At 62.4% G+C, this 19,886-nt stretch carries 14 protein-coding genes and 1 tRNA gene; 8 read left to right on the top strand and 7 right to left on the bottom strand.

The features are described 5' to 3' along the window. From ACTJGZ_RS07025 to ACTJGZ_RS07015, 3 genes are all read right to left on the bottom strand, one after another. The coding region (locus ACTJGZ_RS07025; RefSeq protein ID WP_441662221.1) for a hypothetical protein at positions 1-1,145 on the bottom strand (1,145 nt) is incomplete at its 3' end. 288 nt (positions 1,146-1,433) lie between these two features. Continuing rightward, a complete protein-coding gene (locus tag ACTJGZ_RS07020; RefSeq protein WP_441662220.1) occupies positions 1,434-2,039 on the bottom strand; it encodes a hypothetical protein in 606 nt (201 codons plus the stop codon). A gap of 416 nt (positions 2,040-2,455) precedes the next feature. Next, a tRNA-Leu gene (locus ACTJGZ_RS07015) sits at positions 2,456-2,542 on the bottom strand. 108 nt (positions 2,543-2,650) lie between these two features. On the opposite strand from ACTJGZ_RS07015, the gene dapC reads away from it, so the two are divergent. The 5 genes from dapC to ACTJGZ_RS06990 are packed head-to-tail and all read left to right on the top strand — an operon-like array spanning position 2,651 to position 8,747. Then, on the top strand, positions 2,651-3,862 hold the full coding sequence (dapC, locus tag ACTJGZ_RS07010) for a succinyldiaminopimelate transaminase (protein WP_441662219.1): 1,212 nt from the start codon (positions 2,651-2,653) through the stop codon (positions 3,860-3,862). A 37-nt stretch (positions 3,863-3,899) separates the two neighbouring features. Next, positions 3,900-4,724 carry a 2,3,4,5-tetrahydropyridine-2,6-dicarboxylate N-succinyltransferase gene (gene dapD / locus ACTJGZ_RS07005; protein WP_441662218.1) on the top strand — a complete coding sequence of 275 codons (825 nt, stop codon included), beginning with the start codon at positions 3,900-3,902 and terminating at the stop codon, positions 4,722-4,724. After that, a complete protein-coding gene (gene dapE, locus ACTJGZ_RS07000; protein WP_441662217.1) occupies positions 4,721-5,878 on the top strand; it encodes a succinyl-diaminopimelate desuccinylase in 1,158 nt (385 codons plus the stop codon). Before dapD ends, dapE begins: the two co-directional genes overlap by 4 nt. A gap of 2 nt (positions 5,879-5,880) precedes the next feature. Further along, complete coding sequence (prmB, locus tag ACTJGZ_RS06995) at positions 5,881-6,804, top strand: 50S ribosomal protein L3 N(5)-glutamine methyltransferase (protein ID WP_441662216.1); 924 nt, start codon at positions 5,881-5,883, stop codon at positions 6,802-6,804. Beyond that, a complete protein-coding gene (locus ACTJGZ_RS06990; protein WP_441662215.1) occupies positions 6,801-8,747 on the top strand; it encodes an ABC-F family ATP-binding cassette domain-containing protein in 1,947 nt (648 codons plus the stop codon). The genes prmB and ACTJGZ_RS06990 overlap by 4 nt, the downstream gene beginning before the upstream one ends. A 242-nt stretch (positions 8,748-8,989) precedes the next feature. On the opposite strand, the gene ACTJGZ_RS06985 is transcribed toward ACTJGZ_RS06990, so the two are convergent. The 4 genes from ACTJGZ_RS06985 to purN all read right to left on the bottom strand — a co-directional run bounded on the left by ACTJGZ_RS06985 (position 8,990) and on the right by purN (position 15,488). After that, positions 8,990-11,278 carry a UvrD-helicase domain-containing protein gene (locus tag ACTJGZ_RS06985; protein WP_441662227.1) on the bottom strand — a complete coding sequence of 763 codons (2,289 nt, stop codon included), beginning with the start codon at positions 11,276-11,278 and terminating at the stop codon, positions 8,990-8,992. Continuing rightward, complete coding sequence (locus tag ACTJGZ_RS06980) at positions 11,278-12,474, bottom strand: DesA family fatty acid desaturase (RefSeq protein ID WP_441662214.1); 1,197 nt, start codon at positions 12,472-12,474, stop codon at positions 11,278-11,280. Before ACTJGZ_RS06980 ends, ACTJGZ_RS06985 begins: the two co-directional genes overlap by 1 nt. A gap of 256 nt (positions 12,475-12,730) precedes the next feature. Next, on the bottom strand, positions 12,731-13,987 hold the full coding sequence (locus ACTJGZ_RS06975; RefSeq protein WP_441662226.1) for an RsmB/NOP family class I SAM-dependent RNA methyltransferase: 1,257 nt from the start codon (positions 13,985-13,987) through the stop codon (positions 12,731-12,733). Between the two features lie 853 nt (positions 13,988-14,840). Further along, entirely contained in the window at positions 14,841-15,488 is a 648-nt protein-coding gene (gene purN, locus ACTJGZ_RS06970) for a phosphoribosylglycinamide formyltransferase (protein WP_441662225.1), read from the bottom strand. A gap of 145 nt (positions 15,489-15,633) precedes the next feature. Between purN and ACTJGZ_RS06965 the strand changes: the two genes are divergently transcribed. From ACTJGZ_RS06965 to lspA, 3 genes are all read left to right on the top strand, one after another. Beyond that, positions 15,634-16,599 (top strand): bifunctional riboflavin kinase/FAD synthetase, encoded by a 966-nt coding sequence (locus ACTJGZ_RS06965; RefSeq protein ID WP_441662213.1) that lies wholly within the window; start codon positions 15,634-15,636, stop codon positions 16,597-16,599. Beyond that, on the top strand, positions 16,589-19,471 hold the full coding sequence (gene ileS, locus ACTJGZ_RS06960) for an isoleucine--tRNA ligase (protein ID WP_441662224.1): 2,883 nt from the start codon (positions 16,589-16,591) through the stop codon (positions 19,469-19,471). The genes ACTJGZ_RS06965 and ileS overlap by 11 nt, the downstream gene beginning before the upstream one ends. Beyond that, the coding region (lspA, locus tag ACTJGZ_RS06955) for a signal peptidase II (RefSeq protein WP_441662212.1) at positions 19,468-19,886 on the top strand (419 nt) is incomplete at its 3' end. The genes ileS and lspA, both read left to right, overlap by 4 nt.

Raw genomic sequence — 19,886 nt, 5'->3', positions numbered from 1 at the left:
ATGATGACGGTCAGCGGCGTCCAATACCAATGCGGACCATCATTGAACCAGCGCGTCGCAAATGCCAGCCCGATGCACAAGGCCAGCGTGGCGGCTGTCTTGACCGCCTGGGGCGCAATCGCCAGCCGATCCAGCCAATGCCGGCGAGGCTGCGCCTGCGCCACCGGCTGGCCGAAACGTTCCGCCACACCATGCGCCGAGGCATGCAGCCAGAAAATCTGGCGAAAATTGACCACGGCACGCGGCAACAGCATGGTGGCCGCCGAATCTGCAACAGCGGATGGCTGGGTCAACGGTTTACCGACCCGCACCTGATGCGCGATATGGCGCAATTCCTGCGCACAGGCCGTCAGATTTTCAGGAATTTTCGATGCCAGCGTCGCCGAAAAAAGATGCTCAACCCCTTGCAGCACGGACGATTCCCAATCCAGGTAAGGCGAGCGGCCCGCCTGGTGCCGGTAGCGGCTCGACAACAGCCCGCCATACGCCGCAGACAGCTTATCCGTCACAGCGCGCCGGTAAGAGGCCTCGCCCGCCAGCGCCACCCCGCGCGCCCGCGCCGCCGCCAGCTTGGCAATATCCTCAAGCAGGCTCGCCACCTCATTGAGGAACGGCCGCTGCCGATACAGCAAGGCCTCCACGCCCAACAGCAAAGCATAAAAGCCGCAGCCTGCCAGGAAAAACAGGGCGGGCTGCCAGAACGGCGCAATCGAAGGAATCGCAATCGCGATACAGCCCATCAGCAGGCCCTGTACCGTCCCTGCGGACAAGGCCGAGCCAAAACTGCTGATAATGCCCGCCACAAATGCGGCCAGCGCCATACAGGCCACCACCCAGCCCCATGGCAAACCGCCCAGATAGCCCAGGAAAAAACCGATTGCCCCCAACGGAGCCACAATCAGGATTTCCTTGAACCTCGGGTGATATGGCCCGTCCCGCTCCCCCAGGCACAACCCGAGGGCGCCCAGCGACATCATCATGAACGTCGCCGGAGAATCCAGCATCATGCCCAGCAAAATCGGCACAGCAATTGCCAGCGCTGTCCTCACACAACGGGCCTTGGGCCAGCTGGCAGGCTTCAGGCGGGTCAGCTGCCGCAGCCAGGCATTGGGACGAACCGTAGCTTGTGGCGTGACAGCAGTCATATTTCCGCGCTCCATCCTGGGGCATTCCTCACAATCTTCAGCGCCCGTCCATCGCAGCGGCACTGACATCCTTACCCAAACTCTCGCCGCAAGCGCTCATCCAGGCAAGCCTGGAATCGCTACTTGCGATGGGGATTAACAAACTCCCCCTGCGCATCACACAGCGTCGAGCGTAGCGCATACAGCCAACAATGCTGCAATAGTGATACCCGGCGCTGTTTTTATCATGGCAGTTCCTATGAGTTGCAAAGAATGTAGCTGATGACGCCAGTCTTCACAATGCTGGCCTTATTGACTGCCCACAGAACCCCCTAGGGCTGCGCTGACAGGTAAACCATCAAATGGATAAACAAATCCGTACTTTGTTTTCAGAACCTGTTCACACTCCTGTCTCCATTGTTCCAGATGCGCATGAAGTGCTTTCAATTTTGCCCTGTGTTCAGGAACAGCCGGCCCGGTTTTCCAAGAGCCGAACGACCGGATACTAAGCAAAGAAACAAGACTCTTTCTTGTTTCAATTACCCAATACAAACGCGCAGGATCATCCACGCTTTCGTACAGTTTTTGCAACATGGCAAGATGGGCTTCATATTGCGCCATATCGAAATTAACAGCAGCCTCCTCAAACCCATATTGATAAGCCACGTAGTCAATGATTGATTGCAATTTTAGGCAAAAGACATACCGGTCAATCAGCAATTTCTTCCGGGCCGCCCGTTTGTCATGCAAAGCCCACCATAGCGCAGAAACGGTGGCACCCACCGTTCCCACCGCAGTCAAGCCATCCCACCATTCGGCTCCGAAAAACTTGCCTGTGATGAAAAAGCTCACCATCCCCCCGCCGACCGCAACACCCGCGACAAAGCCCGCTGCCGGTCTCAAACGCAACACCATCTCCGCCCCCTAAAATCGACGCAAATCACTCCCAGCCTGCCCCCAGGATCGGGTAGCAGATCTTGTTTATTGTCACTCTGAAAACACGTGCCGGGAAGCCAAACCGCTGCCCCGGAATAAGGAACTACCGGCGAATGCACAGCGCCTTACGCGCACTGCCAAGACACAGGAGGGGCGAACGGCTAGGGGCGCTGAAAAATGGCTCAAGGGGGCTGAGAGCGCCGGGCAAGGCGCACAGCGCGCCACGGCGTTGCTTGCGGGGGCCCGCAAGCGGACAACAAAACGCAAGCGGAAAACAAAAAAGACAACATTTCCATGTTGTCTTAATGTTGTCTTAGCTCACCCAAAACAGCCCTAAATAACCCTAAAATCTCTGCCGCGAAAAGTCGTAAGACATTGATTTTATTGAATATTAATGGTGCGAGGGAGGGGACTCGAACCCCTACACCTGTTACGGCGTCAGGACCTAAACCTGGTGCGTCTACCAATTTCGCCACCCTCGCAATCGGGCATCTTCATTCGTGGGCGTTTCGTTATTACACTTTCACCAACGAAGCCGACTATTGTAGCCGACTTGTTAGAATTACGTCTATACACTCCAGGGTACATCCATGAACCCCCGCCTCGACCTGCTGCATCCCTACCCTTTCGAAAAGCTCCGCAAGCTGCTGGCCGAGGCCGGGCCGCTGCCCCAGGGTCTGCAAGAGATTCCCCTGCATATCGGCGAGCCCCGCCATGCGGCGCCCGCGCGGGTGCGGGATGCTATGGCGCAAGCGCTGGATCGTTTGTCGCATTACCCGCCAACCAAAGGTGACCCCGCCCTGCGGCAAGCCATCGCCGCCTGGCTGGGGCGCCGTTATGGCATTCCCGAACCAGACGCGGAAACCCAAGTTCTGCCGGTGCTGGGCTCACGCGAAGCCTTGTTCGCGTTTGCCCAGCTTGTGGTGGATGGCGGCGCCCAGGCGCCGCTGGTGGTGTGCCCGAATCCCTTCTACCAGATTTATGAAGGCGCCGCCTTGCTGGCGGGCGCCCAGCCTTACTATGCCCCGGCCGATCCGGCGCTGAATTTCTCTTCCGACTGGAGCAAGGTCCCGGCTGAGGTCTGGCAGCGCACGCAGCTGCTTTATGTCTGCTCACCCGGCAATCCGGCAGGCAGTGTGATCCGCCTGGATGAGTGGCGCGACTTGTTCGCGTTGTCCGACCGTTATGGTTTCGTGATTGCCAGCGATGAGTGCTATTCGGAAATTTATCCTGATGAATCCCGGCCGCCGCTGGGCGCGTTGCAAGCCGCCCGGCAGCTGGGGCGCGATGATTATGCCAATCTGGTGGTTTTTTCCAGCCTGTCCAAGCGTTCCAATCTGCCCGGTCTGCGTTCCGGTTTCGTGGCCGGGGATGCCCGCCTGATTGGCAAGTTTCTGCTGTACCGGACGTATCACGGCAGCGCCATGAGCCCTATCGTTACCCAGGGCAGCATCGCCGCCTGGTCTGATGAAGAACATGTGATTGCCAATCGCGCCGCCTACCGCGCCAAATTCGCAGCGGTGTACCCCATTCTGAAAGACGTCCTGGACGTGCAACTGCCGGATGCCTCGTTTTACCTGTGGGCCGGCACGCCGGTGGCGGATGCGGTATTTGCCCGCGACTTGTATGCCGCCACAGGCGTTGGCGTTTTACCCGGCAGTTTTCTTGCCCGGGAACAAGATAGCGTCAACCCGGGCGCTGGCCGCATCCGGCTGGCGCTGGTCGCGCCGCTGGAAGCCTGCATCGAAGCCGCTGAGCGAATCGCGCGCTATATCATTTCCCGTTCCATGACCCCTAAGTAATTTCCCCATTTTTTTCCACCTCGCCGGACCTGACAGCATGACTGCACAACTGCAAAACACCATCGAACAAGCCTGGGAAAACCGCGCCGCACTGAGCGCCGCACATCACCCGGCCAGCCTGAAAACCGCCATCGACGATGTGCTGGACGGGCTGAATACGGGCAAACTGCGCGTGGCGGAGAAAATCGACGGTAAATGGCAGGTGCATCAGTGGCTCAAACAGGCCGTGCTGCTCTCGTTCCGGTTGCAGGACAATCAGCCCATGGGCGGCGCGCCGCTGCAGTTCTACGACAAAGTCGGCTTGAAATATGCCGACTATAGCGCCGAGCGTTTCGCGGCCGAGGGGGTGCGTGTCGTGCCTCCGGCCGTCGCGCGCCACGGCGCCCACATCGGCCGCAATGTGGTGCTAATGCCGTCATATGTCAATATCGGCGCCTTTGTGGATGAAGGCACGATGGTCGATACCTGGGCGACGGTAGGGTCCTGCGCCCAGATCGGCAAGAATGTGCACTTGTCCGGCGGCGTTGGTATCGGCGGCGTGCTGGAGCCCTTGCAAGCCGCGCCGACCATCATCGAAGACAACTGCTTCATCGGGGCGCGTTCCGAAGTGGTAGAGGGCGTGATCGTGGAAGAAAATTCGGTGCTGGCCATGGGGGTGTATCTGTCTCAAAGCACCCGTATCTATGACCGTGCCAGCGGCGAGATTCTCTACGGCCGCGTGCCGTCCGGTTCGGTGGTCGTGCCTGGCAGCCTGCCTGCCGCCGACGGCAGCCACAGCCTGGCCTGCGCGGTGATCGTCAAGCGGGTGGACGCCCAGACCCGCGCCAAGACCGGCATCAACGAATTGCTGAGGTCCGCGTGAGCGCCGCCAAGCATGATGCGGTGCTGGCGCTTGCCAGCGAACTGCTGGCGCGCCCCAGCGTGACGCCCGATGATGCGGGCTGCCAGGAGATTCTGGCCCGCCGGCTGGCGCCGCTGGGCTTTCAGCTGGAGACGATCAGCGCGGGCGGCGTCACGAATCTCTGGGCCCGCCGGGGCCAGGCCAGGCCGCTGCTGGTGTTTGCCGGCCATACGGATGTGGTGCCTACCGGCCCGGAAGCGGCCTGGAGCAGTCCGCCCTTCGTGCCGACACTGCGCGAAGGCCGTTTGTACGCGCGCGGCGCCGCTGACATGAAAAGCGCTATCGCGGCATTCGTGGTGGCCTGCGAAGAATTCGTCGCAGCCTGCCCGGACCACGATGGCGCCATCGCCTTGCTGATTACCTCGGATGAGGAAGGCCCGGCGCTGCACGGCACACGGCATGTCTGCGACCTGCTGCAGGCACGCGGCGAGCGCCTGGATTTCTGCATTGTGGGGGAACCGACTTCCGGCGCGGTGCTGGGCGATACCATCAAGAATGGCAGGCGCGGCTCTTTGACGGGCCGGTTGCGCGTTATCGGCAAGCAAGGCCATGTCGCCTATCCCCACCTGGCGCGCAACCCCGTGCATCAGGCCGCTGCCGCGCTGGCCGAGTTGTCCGCCACGCAATGGGATGAAGGCAATGCCTTTTTCCCGCCAACGACTTTCCAGATTTCGAATATTCACGCGGGCACCGGCGCCACCAATGTCGTTCCTGGTGAATTGCAGCTGGTTTTCAATTTCCGCTTTTCCAGTGCCAGCACGGCGGCAGGCCTGAAAACCCGGGTTCATGCCCTGCTTGATCGGCATGCGCTGGAATACGCGCTGGAATGGGAGCTGGGCGGCGAGCCTTTCCTGACGGAACCTGGTACCCTCACCGCGGCTGTCACCGATGCGATTGCCGCCGAAACAGGAATTGCAGCCGAACTCTCTACGACTGGCGGCACCTCGGATGGCCGTTTCATCGCCCGGATTTGCCCGCAGGTGCTGGAATTCGGGCCGCTCAACGCGACCATTCACCAACTTGACGAGAATATTCCGGCTGACAGCCTGGAACCCCTCAAAAACATTTACCGGCGCACACTGGAAACCTTGCTGCGCCCTACTGCCCGAGCATGACTATGACCCAAAACGCCAGCCCCGCCGTCGCTGCTGCGGCGGCGCATGAACTGCTGACACTGCGCGACCTGCTGCGCTACGGCGTTTCGCGCTTTCGCGCCGCCGGCCTGGCCTTTGGCCATGGCAGTGACAATGCCTGGGATGAAGCCGCCTATCTGGCGCTGCATACCCTGAACCTGCCACACGATACGCTGGAACCTTTCCTGGATGCGCGCCTGCTGCAAGCCGAGCGCGAAGCGGTCCTGGACATTTACCGCCGCCGCATTGACGAGCGCCTGCCTGCCCCTTACCTGACCGGCGAAGCCTGGCTGCAAGGCTACCGTTTCCAGGTGGATCAGCGGGTCATTGTGCCGCGCTCGCCCATTGCCGAATGGCTGGTGCAAGGCCTGACGCCCTGGCTGGACGACCCGGAGAACGTGACACGCGCCCTGGATCTCTGCACCGGCTCTGGCTGCCTGGCGATTCTGGCCGCGCACGCTTTCCCGCAGGCGCAGGTCGATGCGGTGGATCTGTCTGCGGATGCCCTGGCGGTTGCCCGCGCCAATGTGGCCGATTACGGCCTGGAAGACCGTCTCAGCCTTTATCAAAGCGATCTCTATCAGGCCTTGCCCGACGATGCCCGCTACCAGGTCATTCTCAGCAATCCGCCCTATGTGAATGAAGACTCGATGAACGGGCTGCCTGCGGAGTTCCGCCATGAGCCGCGCGGCGCGCTGGCTGGCGGCGACGACGGCATGGACCTGGTCCGCACCATCATCGGCCAGGCGCCGCGTTACCTGGATGACAACGGCATTCTCGTGCTGGAAATCGGCCACGAGCACGAACATTTCGCCCGGGCTTTCCCCGGCCTTGAACCTATTTGGCTGGATACCGCCAGCGGCTTGCACCCCATCATGCTGCTGACGCGCGACCAATTGACCACGTGATACGAGCTTCTAAACTGAACCTGCGCGCCGGCACCAAAGTGCTGCTGGATGACGCGGATTTTGTTGTTCACCCCGGCGAGCGCATCGGGATTGTCGGCAAAAACGGCGCTGGCAAATCCACGCTGTTCGCACTGTTGCGCGGCGAACGCGATGCCGACGCCGGCACCCTGGATGTTCCGCAAGGCTGGCGCATCGCCAGCGTGCGCCAGGAAATCGTTGCCGACGAGCGCCCGGCGCGTGAATTCGTCATCGACGGCGACACGCATTTGCGCGCATTGCAGGCCGAACGCGCCAGCCTGTCGGATCAAGCCGACGGCATGCGTATTGGCGAGCTGGAAGCCGCCCTGAGCGATGCAGGCGTCTGGGGTGCCGCATCGCGCGCCGAACAGCTGCTGGCTGGCCTGGGCTTCGCGCCCTCCGAATGGATGCAGCCGGTATCGTCGTTCTCGGGCGGCTGGCGCATGCGCCTGGCGCTTGCGCGCACGCTGATGGCGCCGTCTGACTTATTGCTGCTCGACGAACCGACCAACCACCTGGATCTGGACGCTATGCTGTGGCTGGAGCGCTGGCTGGGCGCGTATCCGGGCACCGTCATGCTGATTTCGCACGACACCGAATTTCTGGATGCCGTCGCCCGCTCCATTCTGCATTTCGACCACGGCAAGCTGGTGCGTTACCGCGGCGGCTATCAGGACTTCCTGGTGCAGCGTGCCGAGCGCCTGCGCCAAAGCCAGATTGCCTGGGACCGGCAGACCCGCGAAACCGCCCGCCTGCAATCCTTCATCGACCGTTTCAAGGCCAAGGCCACCAAGGCCAAACAGGCCCAAAGCCGGGTGAAGGCGCTGGCGCGTATGGAAGTGCTCGCGCCCTTGCAGGCCGAAGCCGGCATCGACATCCGCATCCCCTCGCCGGAACAGATGCCAGACCCACTGCTGACACTGGAGCAAGCTGCCATGGGCTACGCCAGCGGCAATGGCGACGCGGCCGATGGCGCCATTCTGCGGCAAGTCACGCTGATGGTGCGCGGCGGCAGCCGCATTGGCGTGCTGGGCGCCAACGGCGCCGGCAAAAGTACGATGATCAAGTCGCTCTGCGGCGAACTGCCGCTGCTGGGCGGCACGCGCGTGGCGTCCAAGGGCTTGAAGATCGGCTACTTCGCCCAGCATCAGCTGGATATGCTTGATCTGGACAGCACCCCGCTGGCGCACCTGGCGCGCCTGGCGCCCGAGGAACGTGAGCAGATACTGCGCAATTACCTGGGCGGCTTCGGTTTTTCCGGCGATGCCGCGACCGGGCCTGTGGCGCCGATGTCCGGCGGAGAAAAAGCGCGGCTGGCGCTGGCGCTGGTCGTCTGGCAACGCCCCAACCTGCTGCTGCTGGATGAACCCAGCAACCACCTGGATGTCGATACCCGCGAAGCCCTGGCCACCGCGCTGGCCGAGTTTGGCGGCAGCATGCTGCTGGTATCGCACGACCGGCACCTGCTGCGCACCACCGTCGATGACTTCTGGATTGTGGCCGATGGCGGCGTCCAGGAATTCGACGGCGACCTGGAAGACTACCGGGACTGGCTGGCCGCCCGCCAGGCTCAGGCGCGCGCCGAAGAACGCCAGGAAACCCGCCAGCAGCAAGCCGACCCTGCGCCTGACCGCAAGGCCCAGAAACGCCTGGAAGCCGAACAGCGCCAGCGCCTGGCCTTGCAGCGCAAGCCGCTGGAGGCGGAACTGCGCAAGGTGGAAACCGCGATGAACAGCCAGCGCAGCCGCTTGGAAGCCTTGGACGCGCTGATCGCCGACCCCGCTTTCTATGATGACTCCCGCCGCAACGAGCGCGTCAATGCTCTCGCTGAACACGGCGAACTGAGCAAAAGCGTGGATGCCCAGGAAGAACGCTGGCTGGAACTGATGGAAGCCATCGAAGCCATCAACGCCAGCGAAGGCTGAAACGTAAGCCCCAGCCCGCCACGCCCAGGCCGCCCTCCCCGTACGCCATCAGTGGCGTGCGGGGCCTGATCGGCCACGACAAGCCAAACGTGACAGCGGCCCGCAATGAAAACCGCTGGCGCCTGGCGCGCACGGGAAATGAAAACGCCGAAACCCGGCAACGGGTTTCGGCGTCATGCCATCAGGCACCCGCAGCTTTAAAGCTGAGTTAAAGCTGCATTAAGGCTGCGGCGTCCAAGGGATCAACCGGCCACGACATCCAGCTTGGCAATGCCCAAGGCCAGGGTCTTTTGACCGGCATCGCGGAAATGAATCCGCGCCTGGGCATCCTCGCCATTACCGGACAATTCGATAATGGTGCCCTCACCGAAACGCGCATGGCTGACGCCCATGCCCACCCGGTATTCGCGCTCACCGACCTTGACGACATTGCTGCCATGGCGGGCCTGGCGCGGCTCTAGCCTGCCGGTGGACTGGCGGCCAAAAGCATCGGCCAAGGCGCGCGGCGCAGGCCCGCCCCACCCTGCGCTATTGTGCGATGACGCCTTGGGCGTCAGCCATTTCAGGTGTTGCTCCGGAATTTCCTGGAAGAAGCGCGACCGCATGGCATAGCGCGTTTGCCCATGCAGCATGCGGCTTTGCGCCAGGCTCAGGTACAAACGCTTGCGCGCCCGCGTGATGGCCACATACATCAGCCGCCGTTCCTCTTCCAGCCCCTCCGGGTCGGACAGGCTGTTTTCATGCGGAAACAAACCTTCTTCCATTCCGGTCATGAAAACCGCATCGAATTCCAGGCCTTTGGCGGCATGCACCGTCATCATCTGGATCGCATCCTCACCCGCCTGCGCCTGGTTATCCCCGGCCTCCAGCGAAGCATGCGAAAGGAAGGCGGCCAGCGGAGAAATACCTGCTGCTGGCGGTTCGCCAAAGAATGCCTCGCCCTCGGGAATGGCAGGCACCTCCAGCGCTGCCGCCAATCCCGCCGGCATGCCCTCATAATTTTCTTCGGCCACAAAGGCTGCGGCGGCAGCAACCAGCTCACGCAGGTTTTCCAGCCGTTCCTCGCCTTCGCGCTCCGTCTGATAATGCGCCACCAGGCCGGAATGCTCGATGATATGGGCAACCATTTCCGGCAATGGCAGGCTGCGTGTCTCATGCCACAGGCGGCCGATCAAGGCCGTAAACTGGGCCAGATTGGCGCCGCCCTTGCCAGGCACCCGAGCCACCGCGCCATACAGACTGGTGCTGTAGGTGCGCGCCTGGTCGGCCAGAGCTTCCAGGGTGCGCGCACCAATACCGCGAGCCGGGAAATTCACGACGCGCAGCCAGGAGGTATCATCATCCGGGTTGGCCAGCAAACGCAGATAAGCCAGCGCATGCTTGACTTCCTGACGCTCGAAAAAGCGCAGGCCGCCATACACTTTATAAGGCACGCCAGCACTGAAAAGCGCATGTTCCAGCACGCGTGACTGCGCATTGCTGCGGTACAGAATGGCAATTTCGCTGCGCGGCATGCCTTCGCGCGCCAGCGATTTCAGTTCATCAACGACCCATTGCGCTTCCAGGCCATCGCTGGGCTGTTCGCAAACACGGATACGCTCGCCTTCCCCCTGCGCCGTCCAGAGGTTTTTGCCCAGACGGCCAGTATTGTGGCTGATCAGCGCATTGGCGGCATCCAGAATATGGCCATAGGAACGGTAATTCTGCTCCAGGCGGATCACATGCTCGCCAGCATAGTCGCGCACAAAGGCGGACATATTGCCGACGTCCGCGCCGCGGAAAGCGTAAATGGACTGGTCGTCGTCACCGACGGCGAACACATGCGCACCGCCGCCCGCCAGCAACCTCAGCCAACGGTATTGCAGGGCATTGGTATCCTGGAACTCGTCAACCAGAATATGGCGGAACCGGCGCTGGTAATGTTCCCGCACCGGCGCATTGCGCGACAGCAGCTCATAGGCGCGCAGCAGCAGTTCCGCGAAATCGACTACGCCTTCCCGGTCACACTGTTCCTGGTAGAGCGCGTAAATTTCTGCCAGACGGCGGCTGTGCGGGTCGCTGGTGATGACGGTATCAGGCCGCTGGCCTTCTTCCTTGGCGTGATTGATGAAACGCTGCACATCACGCGGCGGATATTTTTCGTCATCAACATTCGCCGCCTTGAGCAGACGCTTGATGGCGGAGAGCTGATCGGCGCTATCCAGAATCTGGAAGGACTGCGGCAGGCCGGCATCCCGGTGATGCGCGCGCAGCAAGCGGTTGCACAAACCATGGAAAGTGCCTATCCACAAGCCGCGCGGATCCAGCGGCAGCATGGCCGTCAGACGCGCCAGCATTTCGCGGGCAGCTTTGTTGGTAAAGGTGACGGCGAGCAACCCAAAAGGACTGGCCTGGCCGGTTTGTACCAGCCAGGCCATGCGGGTTGTCAGAACCCTGGTTTTGCCACTGCCCGCCCCGGCAAGTACCAGGGCGTGGCAGGGATCCAGGGTAACAGCGGCGCGTTGCTCGGGATTAAGGCGGTCCAGATCCATCATGCCGCGTAGCGGCGCAGGCGGCTGGCGAAGTCGGCCAGACCTTCAATACCGCTTTGCTGAGCGCGCTGGCACCAGGCTTGCAGGTCATGCAAGAGCTGTTCGCTGCTGGCGCTGGAGCTTTCCCAGAGACGGCCCAATTCCTTGCGCATCTGCATCAGCGTGGAGAGCGACTGGCTGCTGGCGACCGCCTGGTCGATCTGCGCCAGTTGTTCCGGCTGCAGATTGGTATCCGGCAGGTGGAACCAGTTGCGCACGCGCTTGAGCGTCTGGCGCGAGGACTGCGCGCTGCCGCCCTTCGTGCGGCTCAGTTCCTGCGAGCAAGCCTGCTTCAGCAGATCGGCATAACGCGCCATGATTTCATAGCGGTGCGTAATCACGCCATGCAGGGTCTTGAGGTCCACCGAACGGGCATCGGATTCGAGCTTGAGCTTGGGCGCCACCTTGCGCACCTTGGCCAGGCCGACCGCCTGCATCATACGGATATAGACCCAGCCGATATCGAACTCATACCATTGGCTCGAAAACTTGGCCGAGCTGGCATGGGCGTGGTGGTTGTTGTGCAGTTCTTCGCCGCCGATGATGATGCCCCAGGGGAACACGTTCGTGCTGGTATCCGGGCTGGCAAAGTTGCGGTAGCCCCAGTAGTGGCCGATACCGTTGACGACGCCGGCAGCCCAGAAGGGAATCCAGGCCATCTGCACAGCCCAGACCGTCAGGCCAACCACGCCGAACAGCAGCAGGTCTATCCCCAGCATGATGAGGATGCCCAGCGCGCTGTGCTTGGCATAGACATTGCGTTCCAGCCAGTCGTTAGGCGTGCCGTGACCGAACTTGGCCATGGTTTCCTGGTTCTCGGATTCCTGGCGGTACAGTTCCGCGCCGCGGAACAGCACTTTCCAGATACCGAACAGCATAGGCGAGTGAGGATCACCTTCGCGCTCGCAGCGCGCATGGTGCTTACGGTGGATGGCGACCCATTCCTTGGTCACCATGCCGGTTGTCATCCACAGCCAGAAACGGAAGAAGTGCGCGATGGCGGGATGTAAATCGAGCCCGCGGTGCGTTTGGCTGCGATGCAGAAAGACGGTCACGCAGACGATGGTAATGTGGGTCATTACCAGGGTGACAATCAGAACTTGCCACCACGAGGCCTGCAAGAGGCCGCCGCTGAGAAAGGAAATAATAGTATCCATATGGATATCAGGTCTCGCGTCAAAAGGTGAAGGCCAGTGTATATCGCTACTGACCGTATGACACCCTGGTGACAAAAAGGTTTTTGCGTCAGATCAAGAAAGGACCTGCGTTGCATCCGGGCCTGCCCCTTTCCGGGGCATGAAAACCTGAATCTGCACCGACTGCAAAAACCTTGTGCCGACGGGGAAAGTGCTTACGCCCTTCCCCCGCTCAGATGTCATACCTTAATTTTGCTACAAAAAACGGCATCTGTCGCTAATAAACTGGCTTTTCCGCAACAAAACGGGCCGTTTCTGTCCCGCGTTCCAGCGCGGCGGCGAAAAATCCGTCTGTGCCGTGCTGGTCGGGACGCAAGCGCAAATAGCTGTCCTGCATCGCCAGCCCCGGCGCCCGGGAGGCCAGAATCGCGCCCGCATCCAGCAGCTGGAATTCCGGGTGTTTTTTCAGGAAAGCCTGCACCTGCTCTTCATTTTCCTGCGGCAGCAAGCTGCATGTCGCGTAAACCAGACGGCCGCCAGGCGCAACGCAGCGCGCCGCGCTTTCCAGTACGCGCGCCTGCACATCACACAACTCACGCACGGATTGCGGCGATTGACGCCATTTCATGTCCGGGTTGCGCCGCAGCGTGCCCATGCCGCTGCAGGGAGCATCGACCAGCACACGCTGAGCTTTGCCGGACAGGCGTTTCACCCGGACGTCATTTTCATGCTCCAGCGCAATCGTCGCCACATTGGACAGGCCGCTGCGCGCCAGCCTGGGCTTGGCGCGCGCTAGACGGGCCGCAGACACATCAAAGGCATACAGCCTGCCGGTGGAACGCATCAGCGCGCCCAGCAGCAAGGTTTTGCCGCCAGCGCCAGCGCAGAAATCTATGATCATCTCGCCGCGCTTGGGGCCGACCAGCAGCGCCAGCAGTTGGCTGCCTTCATCCTGGACTTCCAGCAGGCCATGTTCAAATTGCGGGGTGCGTTGCAATGAGGGACGTCCCTGCACGCGTATCCCCCAGGGGGAATACGGCGTCGGCTGGGGGTCATGCTGCGGCATGCTTTTGCGCAGCGCCGCCAACATTTCATCGCGGTCGGCTTTCATCGGATTGACCCGCAAATCCAGGCCTGCCGGCAAATTCAAGGCGGCCATCAGCGATTCGCCGTCCGGCAGCACCGCCAGCTGCTCCGACAACCAGTCGGGATAGCTATGCCGCACTGCCAGCGGCAACGCTTCGGCGTCGATTTCATCCAGACGCGCCAGCCAGGCCTGCTCGTCGGCATTCAGCACCGGCTCCAGCATTTCACGCCCCTGCGTGGCCAGCAAGCCCAGAATCGCCAGGCGGCGGTGAGCCGCCCCGGTGCCGCTTTCCGCATAGTGACGGTAACGGCGCAAGTGGCGCAGCACATCATAAACAGCCTCGGCCAACTGGGCCCGGTCGCGCGCGCCGACTTGCGGATGGGCGCGCAGCCAATGCGACAGCACGGCATCTGCCGGATATTCCCAGGTAAAGATCTGATCGAAAATCTGGCCCAGCTGCACCATGCGATATTCCACCGGATGCAGCCGCGTCCGGACGACGACGGGCTGAAAACCCGAGTTTTCTTGCGCCCCCGGTTTCCGCACGCCAGCGGACTGCCCACCCTGCGGCGGACGGCGGTCATTCTGATCCCGGCGCGCGCCATCATGCTGGCGCCGCTCTTGCCCAGCTTCATAGCGCGGCGCGGAACGGTCCGGCGCCCCGAAGCGGGACGAACGTTCGTCAGCCCGGCCTTCACTGTGGCCACCACGACGGTCACCACTGCGGCCCTCGCCCCTGCCGCTGCGCTGCCCATCACGGCTGTCAGGACGGCTATCAGAACGGCGATCATCAAAACGCCCTGCGCGCGATTCGCCGCGAGTTTCCCCGCGCCTGTCGCTGCGCATGTCGCCGCGACCTTCTCCGCGCCCCTCTGCGCGCCTGTCTCCGTTACCGCCGAAAGCACGCTGCTCGCGCCCGTCAGCCGCACCGGAACGGTGCGCAAACTGGCGTTCAGCCCCTGCTTCCCCGCGGCGTCCATCCGTGTGCGGCCCATCGGTGCGCCGCCCATCCGTTTGAGGCCCACCTGCTTGGCGCCCCTCGGTCTGGCGCCCATCCTTGCGCCGCTCGAATGCAGGCCGCGCGCCGGCACGCTCGGCGCCGTCAGCGCCAGGGCGGCGCCCTGGCTCTTCCCGGCTGCTGCGCCAGCCTTTCAAACCGCTGCGCGGCTCTGCCGCGGCCTGACGCGCAGGCGCCCGCTCCGAGCGCTGCTCTCTTTTTGCATTGTCCCCGCCCTTGCGGCGGCCGCTGCTTGCCGGCTCGCCCTCGACGGGACGGCCATAACGATTGGTGCGGCCTTGTTCAGCCATGATTTTTTACCTCTGCCTGCCAAATATAAAGACGCGAAGCCACGCCCTCGACCGTGACACGGCCGTCAGCGGCCTGCGACACTCGCCCTTCCGCCAGCCAGCGAACGGCCTGCGGGAAAATATGATGTTCCGTTTCCAGCACGCGGTCAGCCAGCGTATCCGGCGTATCGTCCGCCATGACAGGCACGACGCTCTGCGCGATGATAGGACCGTGGTCCAGCACAGGGGTCACGAAATGCACCGTGCAACCATGCACCTGCACGCCATTGGCCAATGCCTGCGCATGGGTGTGCAGCCCCGGAAAGGCCGGCAGCAGCGAGGGATGCACATTCACCAGCCGGCCCGCATAGCGCTGCACAAAACCCGGCGTCAACACGCGCATGAACCCGGCCAGAATGATGTAGTCCGGTTCAAATGTATCTATGGCTTGCGCCAAGGCAGCGTCAAACGCTTCGCGGCTGGAATAGTCACGGTGCGGCAAGGCCAGGGTTTCCAGCCCTTGCTCGCGGGCCCAGGCCAGGCCCGCAGCATCCGGCTTGTTGGCAATCACGCCCACAACCTGCGCCGGCCAGGCCTGGCTGCGGCAGCTTTCCACCAGCGTGCGCATGTTCGAACCGCGCCCCGAAATCAGGATCAGCAGGCGGCAGGAAGTCTTTCCAGCAACAGGAGCGCCAGCGTCCTGGCCGGCGCTCGAAAGAGCATAATCCGCGCTCTGGCGGTTGATCGCGTCGGGCAAAGCGGTATTTCCATTAAAAAATATAACTGGTGATTGTAAACTGTCGCCCGTGAAACCAACGCTGCATATCTACCGTTCCCTGCCGCCTGCCAACCGTCGCCAGCCTTGCGCGCTGACGATAGGCAGTTTCGACGGCGTCCATCTTGGCCACCAGGCGATCCTGGCGCGGGTCTGCGAAGCGGCCGCCAGCCGCGGTCTGGTGCCGTCCGCGATGACATTTTCGCCGCATCCGCGCGAGTATTTCGCACGATTGCGCGGTTTGCCCGATCTCGTGCCACGCCGGATTTCCAGCCTGCGCGACCAGTGCATGGCACTGGCCCAGGCGGGCATGCGCCAGCTGGTGGTACGCCGGTTCGACCATACGCTGGCCAATATGAGCCCGGAAGACTTCGTCCGCCAAATACTGGTCGAGGGCCTGGATGTGCGCTGGCTGCTGGTGGGCAGCGATTTCCGCTACGGCCGCGCCCGCTCCGGCGACATCGAGACCTTGCGGCGTGCTGGCGCCGAACATGGCTTCGAAGTCCATACGCTCGATGACATCCTGGACGCGCAAGGCCGCCGGATTTCCAGTTCGGACATCCGCGATGCGCTGGCCCAGGCCGATCTGCAGCAGGCGCGTTCGCTGCTGGGCCGCTGGCCCTCCGTCTGCGGCCATGTCCGCCACGGGCGCAAGCTGGGCCGCAATCTGGGCTTCCCCACCATGAACCAGGGCGTGCCGGAACGCAGCGCGCTGCGCCCTGGCATTTACGTGACCCGGGTACACGGCCTGGCCGGCCGGCCCCTGGCGGCCGTGTCCAGCCTGGGCGTGCGTCCCACCATCGAAGGCGCAGGCAGGCTGCTGCTTGAGACACACTTGCTCGATACCAGTGCCGACGCCTACGGTAAACTGATTAATGTCGAATTCCTGCAGCACCTGCGGGATGAACAGAAATTTTCCGATCTTGACGCCTTGACTGCCGCCATCCGCCAGGATGCCGACGATGCGCGCGCTTATTTTTCCGTCCATGGACTATAAAGACACCCTCAATCTGCCCGATACCGCCTTCCCCATGCGGGGAGACCTTGCCAAACGCGAACCCAAATGGGTTGCCGACTGGGAAGAGAACCGCATTTACCAGGCGATTCGCGCCGCCAGCCAAGGCCGCCCGAAGTTTGTGCTGCATGACGGCCCGCCCTATGCCAATGGCGATATCCACCTTGGCCACGCAGTCAACAAGATCCTCAAAGACATCATTATCAAAAGCCGCAACATGGCCGGCTTTGATGCGCCGTACGTCCCCGGCTGGGATTGCCACGGCATGCCGATCGAAATCCAGATCGAGAAAAAATACGGCAAGAACCTGCCCGTCGCGGAAGTGCAATCGCGTGCCCGCGCCTATGCGCTGGAGCAAATCGACCGCCAGAAGCAGGATTTCAAACGCCTGGGCGTGCTGGGAGATTGGGACAACCCATACCTCACCATGAACTATGGCAATGAAGCCAACGAAATCCGCGCGCTGGCCGGCATCATCAAGCGCGGCTATCTGTTTCGCGGCCTCAAGCCCGTCAACTGGTGTTTTGACTGCGGTTCCGCGCTGGCCGAAGCTGAGGTCGAGTACGCCGACCGCGTCGATCCGACCATAGATGTCGCTTTTCCGTTTGCCGACAAACCCGCCATCGCGCAGGCATTCGGCCTGCCCGAGAGCGCAGTGGAAGACGGCGCCATTGTCATCTGGACCACGACGCCCTGGACCATCCCGTCCAACCAGGCGCTCAACGTCCATCCTGAACTCGAATACAGCCTTGTGCGCCTGTCCGAAGCGCGCCACACCGGCACCATGCTGCTGCTGGCGCGCGAACGTGTCGCAGCCTGCCTGGAACAATGGGGCCTGAGCGGCGAAATCGTCGCGACCGCTCCCGGCCAGGCGCTCGAAAACCTGCGTTTCCACCACCCGCTGGCTCAGGCTGATGCGGGTTACCAGCGCACGGCGCCCATCTATCTGGCTGACTACGTCACGCTGGACACCGGCACTGGCGTCGTACACTCCGCGCCCGCCTATGGCGTGGATGACTTCATCAGCTGCAAGAGCCACGGCCTGGTCGATGCCGATATCATCAACCCCGTCATGGGCGATGGCCGCTATGCCACCACCCTGCCCATTTTCGGCGGCCTCAAGATCTGGGATGCCAACCCGCTGATCGTCCAGGCTCTACAAGACGCTGGCACCCTGCTGCGCACCGAAAAGCTCAAGCACAGCTACATGCATTGCTGGCGCCACAAAACACCGGTGATCTACCGCGCCACCAGCCAATGGTTCGCCGGTATGGATGTCGTGCCCGCCAACCAGGGCCCGACGCTGCGCGAAACCGCTTTGCAAGCGGTGGACGCCACCGCCTTTTACCCCTCCTGGGGCCGTGCGCGCCTGCACAGCATGATTGCCAATCGGCCTGACTGGACCCTCTCGCGCCAGCGCCAGTGGGGCGTGCCGATGTCGCTATTCGTCCACAAGGAAACCGGCGAGCTGCATCCGCGCACAGTCGAGCTGATGGAAGAAGTCGCCAGGCGTGTGGAGCAGCAAGGCATTGAAGCCTGGCAATCCCTGGACCTGCGCGACCTGCTGGGCGACGAAGCCGATCAGTACGAAAAAACCCGTGACACGCTGGACGTCTGGTTTGATTCTGGCACGACCCACGTCACCGTTTTGGGCGGCGCCCGCACCCCGGATTCGCCCGTCAGCAACGGCGGTTCGCACGGCGATGTGCTGGCCTGGCCGGCCGATCTGTACCTGGAAGGCTCGGACCAGCACCGCGGCTGGTTCCACTCTTCCTTGCTGACCGGTTCCATGCTCTATGGCCGCGCCCCTTACAAGGCGCTGCTGACGCACGGCTTCACCGTCGATGGCGATGGCCGCAAGATGAGCAAATCGCTGGGCAACGTCATCGTGCCGCAGAAGGTGTCCGACTCGCTGGGCGCTGAGATCCTGCGTCTCTGGATAGGCAGCACCGATTATTCCGGTGAGCTGTCCATCTCGGACACCATCCTCAAGCGTGTCGTGGAAGGCTACCGCCGCATCCGCAACACCCTGCGTTTCCTGCTGGCCAACCTGGCTGACTTCGATGCCCGCACCCAATTGGTGGACGTCGAAAACATGCTGGAAATCGACCGCTACGCGCTGGGCATGACCGCGCGTATGCAGGAAGAAGTTCTGGCAGCCTATGAGCGCTACGAATTCCACCCGGCGACAGCCCGTCTGCAGACCTTCTGCTCGGAAGACCTGGGCGCGTTCTATCTGGACATCCTCAAGGACAGGCTATACACCTCCGCCACTGACAGCCATGCCCGCCGCAGCGCCCAGAGCGCCCTGCTGCACATCACGCTGACGCTGCTCAAGGTAATGGCCCCGGTGCTGTCCTTCACGGCAGAAGAAGCCTGGGGCGTGCTGGCCACCGCCACGCCTGGCGCTGTGCCGGAAAATGCCCGCCTGACGATCTTTACCGAGACTTACCACCAGCTGCCGCTGAGCGCCGGCAACGACGCCTTGCAACAGAAATGGGGCCGCCTGCGCCAGGCCCGCGCCAACATCCTGCGCGAGCTGGAAACCCTGCGCGCCGCCGGCAGCGTCGGTTCCTCCTTGCAGGCGGAAGTAGTGTTGCGGGCCAGCGGTCAGGAATATGAAGACCTGGCCAGCCTGGCCGATGATCTGAAGTTCGTGCTGATCGTCTCGCGCGCATCGGTGCAGCAAGGTGAAGGGGAACTCAGCATTGCGCTGTCCGCCTCTTCCCGCCTGAAATGCGCCCGCTGCTGGCACTGGCGCGCCGATGTTGGCGCCAATGCCGACCACCCCGAGCTGTGCGGCCGCTGCGTCGGCAATCTGTTCGGCACAGGCGAAGAGCGCAGGTTCGCATGAGCCAGGGCGCACCCGAGACGCACCGCGCACCCGCGCCAGTTTTCTGGCGCTGGGTTGCGCTGGCCATCCTGCTGATCGGCCTGGACCAGGTGACCAAGTACCACTTCAATACGGTCCTTCACTATGGCCAGCGCCTGAATCTCTTGCCGTTCTTCGACTTCACTCTGCTGTACAACGAGGGCGCGGCATTCAGCTTTCTGGCCGGTGCTGACGGCTGGCAGCGCTGGTTTTTCACGGCGCTGGGCGTCGCGGCCAGCGTCCTGATTCTCGTCCTGTTGCGGCGCCACGCCACGCAGTACCGCTTTTCACTGGCGCTGGTCCTGATACTGGGCGGCGCGCTAGGCAATGTCATTGACCGCCTGCAGCATGGGCATGTCGTGGATTTCCTGCTGTTCTACTGGAACAATGCCTATTT

Source organism: Kerstersia sp., from assembly GCF_052103615.1.
Lineage (GTDB): Bacteria > Pseudomonadota > Gammaproteobacteria > Burkholderiales > Burkholderiaceae_B > Kerstersia.
Note: the sequence above shows the minus strand (reverse complement) of the source record. Positions and strands in the feature narration are given on the sequence as shown.